We start from the raw sequence: 12995 nt of genomic DNA on the forward strand, positions 1-12995 counted from the left end.
CCGCGATGCAGTAGCGACCGCTTGTTTGGCTGTGAATGCGTCTTTCTGGTTGTGCGTCGGGCGTAGACATCTTCACGCAAATCGTGGAAGGGTTTTGGCCGCGCATTTCATTCGCGGCGGTCTCAGGGGCATCTATGAGTGGTGATGGAAGTGTTGCCGTCTGGTGCGTCCATCGGGCTCGCCACGGAGAGGCGACCGCCGAGGTCCACTGCAATTATTGGCGTGTGGCCGGAGATGCAGATTTCAAAGGCAAGAACGGCCGAGTTCGCGACTTTTTGGAATTGGGGGTGTGGCTATCCGAGCCAACCCAGGTAGCGAAGGTGAATATTTTCCTACCGTTCTCGTTGCTCCTGACGGCGATTGAGGATTGCGCGCCGTACTTTGCCCGCGTTGAAATCGCGCAAGGCATCTTCAATGAGCCTCTGACATGCAATTCTAGGAGAGGTCCGCAGTGCGTGGAATTGATCAAGGAGGGAACTCCTTTTTGTCGGGTCCACATCTTCATGACGAATAATGGAGCGCTGGATGAGAGACAGCTCGCCGTATCGGAGAATTCTGGTGGCACTTTGCTCACGATCACAAGGCAGGCTATCGATGAGGTCTGTACAAATCTCGCGGCCGGATCGCCCGTCTATTTTCGACTTCGCATATATATCGAAAGCAAGGAGCCATTTGTCCGCACGATTACTCCGCGTGATCGTCTATTCCAAAGCGGGTTTGATGAGGTCGAATACGTTGACCTAAGACTCAACGAGGCACGTACGTTGCCTAATCGGGTAGAAAACCTCATGCTCGCCGATGCCGCCGATAGGCCGCCGGTGACTCTTACGAGGGTTGCGTTTCTGACGGCTGTTCCTGTGCTTGCAGACGTAACGCTCAGTAGTCGACTCCTGCACAAGAGTCGCCTGTTGGAGCACAATTTCTGGAATGATTATGTTCCAAGTGGAATCCCAGATGGTATGATGGTTTACCACTGGCGAGAGATAGACCCGGCCGGTATCAAAGATTTCTCCGCGTTTGTGAAGATGCAGACGCGGCGTACTGGGCGCCAGATTTTGAAGAACTACTTGATCATCGCCTTTGCATTTGGCGTCTTGGGTAATCTTACAGCATCCGCGATTGAGCCTTCCCTGACGAGTGCGCTTTCGTTTCTGGCTTCTTTGTTTGGAAAATGACAATGACCCGAGCAAACGTCCTTCTGAACGGCCGCCAAGCGGCAACGCCTCTTACCACTCAGGAGAGTGAGGCGCTGGCCTTCCTGATACCACTTTCCCACGATTATCCGGGGATCGAGGCTTGGTTTCGGATAAAGGTCGTTCCAGGCCTTCGAAACGAAAGCCGGATACTGCTTCGGGTCGAGAGACACGGACAACTCGTCGGATTAGCCATTGGAAAACGTGAGCCCGGAGAGAATAAGATTTGCACTGTTCGGATTGCGCCCAGCTACTTTGGGCGTGGGATCGGTGTTCGCTTGTTTGATGAAGTGCTTCGCTGGCTCAACGACGATAAGCCACATCTGACGGTGAGTGAGAATCGGTTGCCAGCATTCGAACGCATTTTCGATTTCTATGGATTTAACCTAACGTCTGTCCAGCAAGGATTGTACGTGCCGAACACCGCAGAAATTGCATACAACGAGCATGTCGCGGCGGAGCATCGCTTCGGTGCACTAGCTAATCCGCCTGCGAGATATCATGCGCTGGATGAGCACTTCTAGATCGCCATCGTGCATCACTGTTCCAATCTCAAGAGGCAAAGCGAGTTCGCTTGCGTAACTTTCGCAAACTCGACGGGCTACGCCTGTTTGAAACTGAAGTTCTTCAGCGGTTCGAGATGGGCGTAAGCGAGTGTCTTTTCTTCGTCTTTCCATTACCAGTTCGGGCGGAGCTTCGAGAAGTACTAGTCCGTCAGGGCTCATTGCGCGGACTGCATCTACAGGTACTTCAATCAGTTCATGATCATTGTCAATGACGCTATGTGCGTCGATCAATACGTCTGACGTTTCGCGGCCCAGCCTAAAATGCCTAAGTGCCTCGCCGAGAAGATTTTGATTTTGCAGAACATTACCTGCGACGTCCGTTCGCAAAATGGCGCTGTCGATGTTTTTGGCGGCTTGCAATAACGCTCCGGCGCTCGTGTGCAAAACCGATGGATGCCGGGCCACGTAGGACGCGCACGCGGTCGACTTCCCCACACCGGAGATGCCGAAGACTAGTACAGTCCCGATTCTAGAAATGGGCTTGTTCAAAGAGGGGTGCTCGTTGATGGCCTACGTACATAAAAGACTGAGGTGGACTGAAATTCTCCATTACATGGGAGGGGTTTATGTGCTCTGCAAATGCTCTAACAGCACCAATTTTAAGAGCATAGGCCTGCGTTCGCCCGCAGAAGTAGCCATCGTAGTATTCCTTTGAGATACCTGAGCCTGAACGAGTTTTAAGCCACAGCTGCTCGGGATGCCCCTCCAAAATCTCCGCGATATCAAACTCTCCTACCAGTCGGCCGACCGGGCGGGTACAGTAGATAAGCACCGTTTTGACGTCCCGCCGTGAGAATATCTTACGTCTAAATTCAAACGTCTTCGCACCCGATAGGATGTTCTCGACGTGTACGGGCTTAATCGACAACAATACGCGCATTTACGTCTCCCATTTCTACAATCGCGCGAAACTGTGTCGACGTAAGTTCTCGAAGATCCCATCGCGGCTGTTCTGTGACATGGGCTTCCTCGAGCAATCGGCCACGAGTGATGCGCCGATTGAACGCAACGTTGTATGTCAAGCGCGCAACATACAAGCGGTCGCTTTCCACATACTGGTCTCGCAGTTCCGCTTCAGTGAAAACGCTATGCGGGGCCGTGTAATCCAAAAACGCCTCGATGCTCGCGAAGTCTCTCTTACGACGAATTTCTTCTACGATGCAAATGGATGATGCAACGGAACGGTAGTATGCTGGCCCTTGGTGGTCTGTTGTTCGATAGATTACTACCGCGTCTCCCGGGGACATGCGGGTCAACGGTATTTTACCGATGTAGACTTTATGGATCGTATTGGTGTGCGAGACGTCTCGAACAATTTCTCGGGGTTCGTTTTTCAAGATTGAATCAGGTAGGAGCTGCGTGTGGTATTCGGGGTACACCGCAAGTAGCCAAGCCTTCTTTCCAGCAATATGCACGAAAGGGTAGTCACTGATCATGTCGCCCGAAAACCGATCCAGGCGCCTCGCGTAAACCAGTTCCTCGCCGCTTTGTGTTGTCTTAGTGCCGACTCTCTGGAATCCGTAACGTTCGAATAGCCGGATTAAATCTTGGTGCACATCAAAGATGGTCACGTAGATCCCGTCCATATTTGCGTCGATGGCTGTGTCGAAGATTTTCTTGAGCACGCGCTCGCCCAATTTGGTGCCTCGACCCTCTATCTTCAGGGTGCCAACCTTCAGCCATTTGAGATCCACAAGCGGGGGAGTAACGTCAGAAACAGCGCCTTGTTCGGGTTTCAGATAAATCATGCCGCTTAGAACGGCAGCGTCGTCCTCTACCACGTACACGTCGGCGTCAGCTTTTCGAGCAAACCAATCCGCAAAGTCGACATAGCCGCTCTTGAGGCTGTCAAAGAACGGGTCACTAAGGCGAAGGTCTCGAAATTTCGTTAGTCGAAGCTGCCTACCTACCACGCTGCCCCCCTCCAGCCGCGAGTGATTACAACTTTTAGACCGATTTGCTGCGGTCTCACAACCTCCTCATGTAAGGCGCGAGGCGGCTTTTGGCACAGAGATCAACACCGGAGCAGGTGGTGCCGGAGAGGGATTGGCGCTTGACGTCTAGTTTGGCCGCGTGGCGCGTCGCCGCGGCTTCCATTGGTTGGACAATGCGTTGACGGCGGCCTCGAGCGCCTTTCGGGTACCGACGAAGCCGGCCATGCATTCCAATTTGAAGCCTGCCGGGTATTCCGATCGGAAGCCGGCCCCCTTGGCGTCAATCGCATGGGTCGATCTGATGATGTCGTTGAGGGATGAGAAGGTCAAGGACCGATTGATCTGGAGCGGATTGCTTTTGCTTTCTGAGGCTGTCTCCTTTGAGTTCAATGCGGTAGGCGTTGTGGACGCGGCGATCGAGGGTTGCGTCGGTGACGATCCTCGCGCCTACCACGACCGCCTGCTGTGGGCGTATGTTTATGGCCGACGACAAAAGGATCCGAGCCGATGCCGGCCGATATACTTTATCAAACTTATCAACCTGCGCTAGGCGCGCATCAGGAGGCCCACCGATCCATTTAGGTCCGTTGTGGTCTACGACCCATCCTTCTCTCGATAAACATGTTCACCTCTACGTCAGCGAGAGTTCAAAGGTTATAGATCCAGTATTGCATAATCCCCAGTCTCTGCATTATGAGCGGCCTCGATACGATACCGGCACGCGGGCAAGCCCTCGCGACGTCCCTGGAGACACCCCCTGACTCCGTGTCCATGCCGGTGATCCAGGGGATAGAGCGCAGAATTAACAACGATCCAAGACTTTGCATCCTTGTTCCTCCGGGCCATTTCCAACACGACCGTCTACGAGCTAGCTCGTCGCCGTCCTCTGAGGCTCACCGCCTCATCGGAGGCAGCGTGGTCGCGCTGAAAGCCGCCGAGGGGACTCCATCGATCATAAGCTTCAGGTAGATGCGATAATTCGGTATTTGCGATAGATCGATCTCATCAAATCGTCCCTGAAACTCCCGAGCAAGATATGGCGCATCCTCCGAGCCAACTCTGAACGAAATAATGGTTCCCGCATTTCCCAGCACCGCGTGGCGCACGTCTGGTTCAAGCTGATGAAGGTATTGGTGGGCGACGGTAAAGCCGAGCCGATACTTGCGAAGCTCTGAGAACATATTCGCCATGGCGAGCGTCGTAAAGTTTTGAAACTCGTCAACGTAGACAAAGAAGGGCCGCCGCTCATACTCGGGTAGGTCCGCGCGACTAAACGCAGCAAGCCCGAGCGTAGTGACGAGCAATCCGCCCAGGAGCGACGAGCTGTCCTCACCGATTTGCCCTTTGGCCAGGTTCACCAGCAGTACTTTGCGCTCATCCATGATTTGCCGCACGTGGAGATCATGCTCGGGAGCGGTTAGAAGTCTGTTGAGTATCGGATCTGAAAGGAAGGCGCCCACTTTATTCTGGATCGGCGCTGTGCTGTCGGCACGGTAACCAAACGAGAACCGCTCAAACTCATTTATGAAGAACGCCCGAACCGTCTCATTCTTCAAGTGTCGCGCAATCTCGGCGCGGAACTTCCGGTCCGACAGGATGCGCAGCACGTCGTGCATCGTGGCGTGCGGCTGCTCCAGCAGCGCCATCAGAACATTTCGCAAAATGTGCTCCATGCGAACGCCCCAGGCATCCGGCCACATTTTTTTGAATACTTCGATGAAGCCAGAAGCGGCGAGTGCGATCCGATCTTCACGGACATGCCGCAGGGGATTGTACCCATACGGCTGGGACGGATCGCACGCATTTAAGTAGATCACGTCTGACGCACGTCTCGTCGGAACTTGAGCCGCGACACGCTCCACCAAGTCGCCGTGAGGATCGATAAGAGCAAGTCCACATCCGCGCTCAATGTCCTGCAGCGCCATGGACTCGATTAACGTCGACTTTCCGGTACCCGTCTTGCCGATGATGTAGATGTGCGAGAAGCGGTCTTCGTCCTTGATTCCAAAGGCGCAACCGTCGCTGCGGTGATCGGTGCGAGCGAAGCGTGTTACTCCGGGTGACATGAGCCACATTTTCTCGCTCCGCGCGCACTTACAGAGAGGGTGTAATGCCTTCCTAAGTCACGTCGGACTCGTGACCCACGAGCACGATTTCGCCTCTCCACTCAATCGGCGTTAGCCGCGAAAATCGTTGCAGGTGCGATCTTTCACGTTCCGCCCTGCGATCCGGGACCTGCATGCGTGTCCGGGTTTCGGTGGCGAGGCGGAGGCATCGCGACGAGCGTCCATACGATCGATTGAGCATTTCTTCTAATTTCGCTCAGTAGTGGACGCTCGCTCCGCCTCGCGAACGAGCACCCGAATGGGTCGGATGCTCGTAGCGAGGAGGACACGATGTCCAACATTTCTCTTGCCCAGAGAGTTCAAAAGCTGGTGACGCTTTGCGATCAGAGGGGCTTCCAAGACCTGGACGATCTTCTGTTGGCAGCTCTCCTGAAAGATGCGAGCCCGGCGATCTGCATGACGGAGGGGTGCAACAACACCGCCGACATGGAGCCCGACCAGGACCAAGGCTTCTGCGAAGCATGTGGTGGCAAGACGATCATCTCAGCACTTGTGCTGGCCGGCCTAATCTAGGAGGCCGACGATGTTGGTTCGCAACTACTATCACCGCGCGGAATTAAACCGCGAGTGGAGCGACGTGTGGTCCGCACAATGTGACGATGAATGTCCATACTGCGGAGCTCGCCACATGCCGCCCTATAGGAGCAAGGACGCGGAGGAGTGCGATGATGAATAGTATCGCCCTTCTCAACGATGCCTTCCGGCACACCTTCTGTGGCGGCAAGGTAATGATGACAATCGGAGTCGCCGAGCTACCCGACTGCGTAAAGGCCGAGGCGCTCCGTCAGGTGGCGGATTTCTCCGGGTTTACAGAGGAGAACGATCCTCATGGCGAGCACGACTTCGGAAGCTTCGACCTGGTGGGTCGAAAGTTCTTCTGGAAGATCGACTACTACGACAGGAAGATGCAGCACGGCTCCGAAGATCCAAGCGACTCGGAAAGGACATTGCGTGTCCTCACGCTGATGCTGGCGAGCGAGTACTGAACAGAACAAGAAATGACCGCCTCCCGTCCAGACGCTGCGGAAGAATGCTCCAGCAGAGCACCGTTGCGGGGAACATCGGAAGGCCTGCCGAACCCTCAAGGTTAAACGCGCGATCAGTGCGGATTTGCCTCAGACGCTGCTTGTCCAGCCCTCGCCACGGCGAGGGCTTTTTATGGATACTGAATGGTGGTAAGTACGCTGCCCTAGCATTGGTTGCGTTCAGATAACATGACTCCGAGGCGCATTTGTCTAGCGCGCGCGATTCCGACCGGCGTTACTAGGATCCCCGGTATCGTATATCCGAACACAAACGCGGAGCCTTGCTAACCATCGAGATGGCCTTCTCGGCTCTTGCGCTATAGCTACCTCTCGCCAAAAACTCGTTCAGCAAGTGCTGTTTGATCCTTGCGGCCTCACGCTCCCCCTGTGAGGCAAGCCAAAGGATACGTTCCGCGATCTCCAGCGCAGAGCGTTGCCTCTGCTCGATGAACGTGGAGCTAGCAAGTACTTCATCGAGAACGTTGCGGAGCATCTGCACCGTAGCATTGTCGTAGGGCATGTCCGAATATCTATCCCGTCGAATAACTAAACAAAAAATATTGCGCTCTTGCTCACTCCCACCAGCAGCAATTGTCGGACCGACGTTCTTAACACGCGTTGATTGCGGATTTATGACATTTAGTGTCATGATTGAGCGAGATGATACCGCCAGTGACGTTGCCCAGCGCAAAAGACGGACGATCACGTCTGGTAGAGCCGAGTGATCGAACCTGGACGTGGCGACGGCCAAAGCGCGTCGCAGTACCACTGGAAAGGGGAAAGGAACATTACCGTTCTCCTGCGCGATGCTTGAAACAAGACGATGTGCTCTCCGAAGCCGGAACAGCTTCTTGTGATTGACCAGATAGCCCTCCCGTTTGAGCTGCACGTGCAGGCGTCTATAGCCGAAACGGCGACGCCCCCCCGGGATTGCCCTCATGCGCTGGCGAAGGCCGGCATCATCCGCGCGGGCCGCCTTGTATCTCATCGTCATGCGGCAATAGCCGATGGCTTTACACGCCCGCCCTTCGTCCATTCCGTAGACGTCCACGAGATGGGCGACAGCTTTCCGCTTGGCAGCGGAAGTTCGTCCCAGATTTCACGGGCGTCCCCTGTGGTCACGGCTCCGCGCCTGGCCATCGTCCCAGTCGGCGCGCAACATGTGCACATGCACAAACCTCCCAACAATGGTAGAGTCGAGATGCCAGCCGGCGATGATAAGTCGCCGGCGCCGTATGGTTCTTTGAAAACTCCCGACTGTTTCGGAGCCGATGCTGAGTTATTGACCACCGCTGAAGTGGCCGAACTACTGAGAATTTCCACTTCTAGCGTGCGACGCCTGCAACAGCGGCGACGCATTCCCTTCCTCAAACTGGGCGGCAGCATTCGTTTCGCCAAGCGCGACGTCATTTCGTATTTGGCGAGGCAGCGGACCGAAACAATCGATAAATAACGGATATGACAGTACGAATGATAAAAAACTCGTGGTGGGTCGATTTCACGGTCAACTCCACACGGTATAGAAAACGTAGTCCTGAGAACACAAAGGCCGGAGCGCAGGCGTACGAAGCTACCTTGCGACAAAAGCTAGCACGTGGCGATTCGATAAATATCGGAGCGCTACGGCCGAAGGACCTGACCTTTGCCGAGTTCGCGGTGAAATGGTTTGAGGACTATGTAAGACCGAACAACAAGTATTCTGAGCAACTGTCGAAGAAGTACATTCTGTCTTCATCTCTGCTCCCGTTCTTTGGTCGCAAGGCGATGGGACAAATTAAGGGGCATGACATCGAACGTTATAAAGCTCAGCAGGTCCAGCAAGGGTACACAAACAAGACGATCACGAATCGCCTGACGGTGCTCAACAAGTGCTTGCTCACCGCATATGAGTGGCTTGAGCTTGAGGGAGCGCCGCCGAAGATCAAATGGCCAAAAAGAGCGTTGCCCGAAATTGATTATCTTTCGCCCGAAGAGTGTGAGCTGCTCCTTTCCGAGGCGAATGGCCTAGTGCACGAACTGGTTCTGACGGCGCTGCGGACAGGTATGCGGCAAGGAGAGCTCAGGGGCCTTCAGTGGTCATCTCTCGATTGGCTCACGCGCACCGTTGCGGTGAGACATTCATACGATGATCGTGGGAAGACGCTCGTCGCGCCAAAGAATAACCGCACGCGGCATATACCGCTCGACATCGACGTGTACACGATGCTGTACCGGCGTAAGAAGGACACCGGCTACGTGTTTATGGGCTCGGAGGGCCGCCCGTTCACCAACTACCGAATGCACTACGCGATCCGCAAACTCTGTAGGAAGGCTGGGTTTAGAACCATCGGCTGGCACACGCTTCGCCATACGTTTGCTTCTCACCTCGCAATGCGCGGCGTGCCCCTACCGGCAATCAAGGAATTAATGGGACACTCCACCATAACCACAACTATGAGATACGCCCATGTGGCGCCGTCCACGCTCCGGACAGCCATCGAAATGCTGAACCCAAAGACAATGATGGCGACGGATTCTGGGCAACCCGTGGGCAACCGGTGGCAAGAGATCCAAAGGAGCGTTGCGCGTCAAGAAAACTCTGCGGCAGAATACGTTTGATTCTAGCGACGAAATCTTAGCGTCGCGCGCGAAACACAGATCATTTGTCTTGTGACCCTACGGGGAATCGAACCCTGATCTGCGAGCTTGGATTTGAGCTTGGAAATGGACCAAAAAGAAGGAAAGACTAGAGGTAGAGCCAAGAATCGGAGGCGTTCAATCGTACTCAAGTTAGCCAGGATTAGTCAGACTTTATCACTTTTTGGGCAACCCGTGGGCAACCACGCAGTTATTATTAGCAAAGGCGATACGGCAAAGGTGATGAAGCATAACGTAAAAGCCGCCATATGGCGGCTTTTGCGTTGAGAGACCAAACTGGCGGCCGAGCAAGTGAGCCCTCATCAACCAACGTTGCGGAGACGGAGCTATCGCGGTTCGGCGAGTCGATTGGCCGGAACGCCAAAGCACGGCAACCTTGTTGGTCTGCAATCTTGCCTCGCCAAACCGTCCGACAAACTCCACTTGCGCTTGGTTGCCGAGATCGAGAAGTGCAGCACGAAACGCAAACACTTTGAAGAGCGATGCGACTTCATCATCGACGGCGAACGTCATTTTGACAACACCTTCCTGTCCGCCTCGAACGATTCCTGATCTTTCGGCTCGGCAAGCTCAAACCAGGAGCCGGGTGCATACGTGGCGATAAGCTTGGCAAAAAACGATTGTGGCTCCCAATCTTGCCCTTCGCGCTTCTCGAAAGTGATGACTCCGTCGCGGGTGAAATAACTAGGTCCGGGAACATTGCAGTCGACCGAAAGCCCGACGCGCCACAGCCCGCCCTTCACGGTTTGCTGCTCATCTATCATCGGCGAATAATGCACTCCGACCGGCTCGTGGATAGAACAGCGGCCACGCCGCAGAAGATCGCCCAACTTGCCCTGCGCGGTGGTTACGAAGTTGAAGTTGGCGGGATTATGCAGAAAGTGACGGTTCACGCCGCTTTCGTCGTTTGTCACTTCGTCCGCAATGAGCGAGAGTGCGAACGCCTGCCAGCCTAGTTCCATCGGCTTTGCATACGGCGCCACAATTTTCACGGTGCCATCGGGCATCACCTCCCACGTGACCGTGTACTCTTCCTTTGTTTTATCGGCCCGGTGTTTGGCCCACGAAAAGATAACTGGCTCGCCCGAGTCGGTCTTTTGACCAACCTCCCATCCCCTGGGGATGAAGTGTGCTACCTTTGAGACCTTGGTGAAGATTTGCTCCGCTGTCTCACCATCCTGCGCTCGCCAGGTTGATTTGACGTTATCGACAAGCGGATTGTCGCTCGTACGAACATCGTCGCTCTTACCAGCCAGCCCACCCGGCAAAATGAACCATACGCCAAGGCCGACACAGAGGCCAAGACCGAGACAAAACCAAAGCACGCGCCGATCGATCATTTTCGCTTCCCCGAGCAGGTGGTTCCTATACCGTTGTTGTTGGGGGTCGGCGGCGATACTTATGGAGCATGGCGACAATTTCCACGAGACCGGGTCGGGATTTTCAGTTCGGGATTGGGGTCCGGAGGGAATAGCGCGCCGTCGGCCCTATTTCACGCGTGGCCGATTACTTAACTTACCGCAGGCCGATGGACGTCTTTCAAACGATCCAATATCTTTGAGCCTTCGCTGAACGATTTCGACCAAGATTGCTCCGCAAAATCCAGGTGGCACTTCAGTAGCTCAGACGGGGTTTTCGAGTCGGCAAGAGCTCTCAGAAAAGCAGCCTGGTCGTGCAGAGAGGAAGCAGCCAATTTTAACGTGTCATTCAGTGACGCGGCGAACAAGTTCCTTGTCGCTTCGATCGATTTTTGCCATTCCGGAAACGTAAATGAAACGCGCGATGCAGCTGCGGCCTTTTCTCCAAGATGATCAGTCGCGCCGCCTGCTCCAGGGGGTGACGCCTCGGCCAGTTCGGGCCCACGTGTTCGCCGTTCGCGTTTCTCGTCTTCGTGTATAGTCGCGGTCATCCGATATCTCCCGGAAAGATTTCTACGTGCTGAGTGGCTCGCCGCTCAGTTTCAATCAGCAAGCTTCAGAGGGTACCACCACCTTCAACATGTCATACCTGCCTTATCTGGTAGCGCTCGATCGGGTACTGTCCAGAATCTTTCGCACTTTTGATCAGGGGACGGCGGCGCAGGAGAACTGGCTGGCCAAAGCCCCGACGCACGCGTCACGGCACGCCAGCAAGCCTCCGTGGCGTTCCTCGCAGATCACTTCGATCTCTGGCAGCAGACCTTGCGGCGGATCTCTGGCAATCAAAACCGGCCGAGGAATCACTACGCGGTCTCGCGCCGCGGAGGGACCTGTGGGTGAGCGCAACCAAAGTGTTGCTTCGTTCACTGCAGTAAACGCGAATGAGAATGCGGGGAAGTTGAGCCCGCAGATCACTTTCGCGCGAGACCGTCTTGTGGGCAACAGAATAAGAATGCTACTTTAAATTGCGTGAGGTAGATCTCTCCCTCATTGCAAACATACAATTGGAGGTTGTCGTGACAAATGCAGCAGCGGCGCTTACCCACTCGGTATCAGTGACAGAGAATTCCGATGGACGATTGGAGGTGTTCAGTCTCGGAATCGACAGGGCGCTCTGGCACATCTGGCAGGAAAAGCCGAATTCAGGTCCATGGTCGAGTTGGGCCTCGCTTGGTGGCGTTCTCACCAGCTCGCCCTCCAGCGTCGATAACTCCGATGGTCGGCTGGAGGTCTTTGCGCGCGGAACCGATAACGCACTCTGGCACATCTGGCAGGAGAAGCCGCATGCCGGACCGTGGTCAGGCTGGGCCTCGCTCGGCGGCACCATCACCAGCGATCCGGCCGTGGTCGACAATTCCGATGGCCGTCTCGAAGTGTTCGCCCGTGGTACCGACAATGCGCTGTGGCACATCTGGCAGGAGGAGCCGCATGCCGGTCCGTGGTCCGGTTGGGCCTCGCTTGGCGGCCAGATCACCAGCGATCCGGCGGGCGTGATCAATTCCGAGGGCCGGCTCGAGGTTTTTGCGCGCGGGACCGACAACGCGCTCTGGCACATCTGGCAGGACAAGCCGCATTCCGGTCCGTGGTCAGCTTGGACCTCGCTTGGCGGCCAGATCACCAGCGACCCCGAGGTGTTCATCAACTCCGATGGCCGGCTCGAAGTGTTCGCCCGTGGCACCGACAAAGCGCTGTGGCACATCTGGCAGGAGAAGCCGCATGCCGGACCGTGGTCAGGCTGGGCCTCGCTCGGCGGCACCATCACCAGCGATCCGGCCGTGGTCGACAATTCCGATGGCCGTCTCGAAGTGTTCGCCCGTGGTACCGACAATGCGCTGTGGCACATCTGGCAGGAGGAGCCGCATGCCGGTCCGTGGTCCGGTTGGGCCTCGCTTGGCGGCCAGATCACTAGCGATCCCGCCGCGATCGCCAACAGCGACGGCCGGCTGGAAGCGTTTGCGCGCGGGACCGACAACGCGCTGTGGCACATCTGGCAGGACAAGCCGCACTCCGGACCGTGGTCGGGCTGGGCATCCCTGGGCGGGGTTCTCCTGAGCGATCCACTCGCGGCGTGATACGGACTGCACAAGAGGCCGGCC

The 12995-nt window shown here is 55.6% G+C and carries 15 protein-coding genes and 1 pseudogene; 8 read left to right on the plus strand and 8 right to left on the minus strand.

Annotation, left to right across the window (positions count from 1 at the left end):
* The first annotated feature begins 35 nt into the window (after positions 1-35).
* Together LPJ38_RS01765 and LPJ38_RS01770 are read left to right on the plus strand one after the other, a co-directional pair.
* Entirely contained in the window at positions 36-1175 is a 1140-nt protein-coding gene (locus LPJ38_RS01765) for a hypothetical protein (protein ID WP_158644827.1), read from the plus strand.
* Positions 1176-1177: 2 nt separating this feature from the next.
* A complete protein-coding gene (locus LPJ38_RS01770; protein ID WP_231088562.1) occupies positions 1178-1717 on the plus strand; it encodes a GNAT family N-acetyltransferase in 540 nt (179 codons plus the stop codon).
* Here LPJ38_RS01770 and LPJ38_RS01775 read toward each other — a convergent pair.
* From LPJ38_RS01775 to LPJ38_RS01785, 3 genes are read right to left on the minus strand one after another with little or no spacing between them, the layout of a single operon-like run.
* On the minus strand, positions 1670-2194 hold the full coding sequence (locus LPJ38_RS01775) for an ATP-binding protein (RefSeq protein ID WP_347342135.1): 525 nt from the start codon (positions 2192-2194) through the stop codon (positions 1670-1672). The genes LPJ38_RS01770 and LPJ38_RS01775 overlap by 48 nt on opposite strands.
* 34 nt (positions 2195-2228) lie before the next feature.
* A complete protein-coding gene (locus LPJ38_RS01780; RefSeq protein ID WP_145642949.1) occupies positions 2229-2639 on the minus strand; it encodes an ASCH domain-containing protein in 411 nt (136 codons plus the stop codon).
* Positions 2617-3672 (minus strand): GNAT family N-acetyltransferase, encoded by a 1056-nt coding sequence (locus tag LPJ38_RS01785; protein ID WP_145642950.1) that lies wholly within the window; start codon positions 3670-3672, stop codon positions 2617-2619. The genes LPJ38_RS01780 and LPJ38_RS01785 overlap by 23 nt, the downstream gene beginning before the upstream one ends.
* A 244-nt stretch (positions 3673-3916) precedes the next feature.
* On the opposite strand from LPJ38_RS01785, the gene LPJ38_RS38440 reads away from it, so the two are divergent.
* The gene (locus LPJ38_RS38440) at positions 3917-4243 is read left to right on the plus strand and encodes a hypothetical protein (RefSeq protein WP_145642953.1); all 327 of its coding nucleotides are present in this window, start codon (positions 3917-3919) and stop codon (positions 4241-4243) included.
* A 343-nt stretch (positions 4244-4586) separates the two neighbouring features.
* Here LPJ38_RS38440 and LPJ38_RS01795 read toward each other — a convergent pair whose 3' ends face one another.
* A complete protein-coding gene (locus LPJ38_RS01795) occupies positions 4587-5768 on the minus strand; it encodes a type IV secretory system conjugative DNA transfer family protein (protein ID WP_145642955.1) in 1182 nt (393 codons plus the stop codon).
* Positions 5769-6089: 321 nt separating this feature from the next.
* Between LPJ38_RS01795 and LPJ38_RS01800 the strand changes: the two genes are divergently transcribed.
* Both LPJ38_RS01800 and LPJ38_RS01805 read left to right on the plus strand, forming a co-directional pair.
* Positions 6090-6332 carry a hypothetical protein gene (locus LPJ38_RS01800; protein WP_145642956.1) on the plus strand — a complete coding sequence of 81 codons (243 nt, stop codon included), beginning with the start codon at positions 6090-6092 and terminating at the stop codon, positions 6330-6332.
* Between the two features lie 152 nt (positions 6333-6484).
* Positions 6485-6805, plus strand: coding sequence for a DUF3768 domain-containing protein (locus LPJ38_RS01805; RefSeq protein WP_347339048.1), 321 nt, complete (start codon positions 6485-6487; stop codon positions 6803-6805).
* 856 nt (positions 6806-7661) lie between these two features.
* Here the strand turns inward: LPJ38_RS01805 and LPJ38_RS01810 are convergent.
* A pseudogene (locus LPJ38_RS01810) lies at positions 7662-7931 on the minus strand (IS3 family transposase); the annotation flags it as partial.
* Positions 7932-8045: 114 nt separating this feature from the next.
* Between LPJ38_RS01810 and LPJ38_RS01815 the strand changes: the two are divergent.
* Positions 8046-8297, plus strand: a complete 252-nt coding sequence (locus tag LPJ38_RS01815; RefSeq protein WP_158644829.1) for a helix-turn-helix domain-containing protein — start codon at positions 8046-8048, stop codon at positions 8295-8297.
* Positions 8298-8314: 17 nt separating this feature from the next.
* A complete protein-coding gene (locus LPJ38_RS01820; protein WP_158644830.1) occupies positions 8315-9442 on the plus strand; it encodes a tyrosine-type recombinase/integrase in 1128 nt (375 codons plus the stop codon).
* Between the two features lie 195 nt (positions 9443-9637).
* On the opposite strand, the gene LPJ38_RS01825 is transcribed toward LPJ38_RS01820, so the two are convergent.
* From LPJ38_RS01825 to LPJ38_RS01835, 3 genes are all read right to left on the minus strand, one after another.
* A complete protein-coding gene (locus LPJ38_RS01825; protein WP_145642964.1) occupies positions 9638-9994 on the minus strand; it encodes a hypothetical protein in 357 nt (118 codons plus the stop codon).
* On the minus strand, positions 9991-10821 hold the full coding sequence (locus LPJ38_RS01830; RefSeq protein WP_231088563.1) for a nodulate formation efficiency C protein: 831 nt from the start codon (positions 10819-10821) through the stop codon (positions 9991-9993). The genes LPJ38_RS01825 and LPJ38_RS01830 overlap by 4 nt, the downstream gene beginning before the upstream one ends.
* 170 nt (positions 10822-10991) lie before the next feature.
* Positions 10992-11390 (minus strand): phasin family protein, encoded by a 399-nt coding sequence (locus LPJ38_RS01835; protein WP_145642966.1) that lies wholly within the window; start codon positions 11388-11390, stop codon positions 10992-10994.
* Between the two features lie 564 nt (positions 11391-11954).
* Between LPJ38_RS01835 and LPJ38_RS01840 the strand changes: the two genes are divergently transcribed.
* Entirely contained in the window at positions 11955-12971 is a 1017-nt protein-coding gene (locus LPJ38_RS01840) for a PLL family lectin (protein WP_488226207.1), read from the plus strand.
* Positions 12972-12995: the final 24 nt, after the last annotated feature.

This window comes from Bradyrhizobium daqingense (assembly GCF_021044685.1).
Classification (GTDB): domain Bacteria; phylum Pseudomonadota; class Alphaproteobacteria; order Rhizobiales; family Xanthobacteraceae; genus Bradyrhizobium; species Bradyrhizobium daqingense.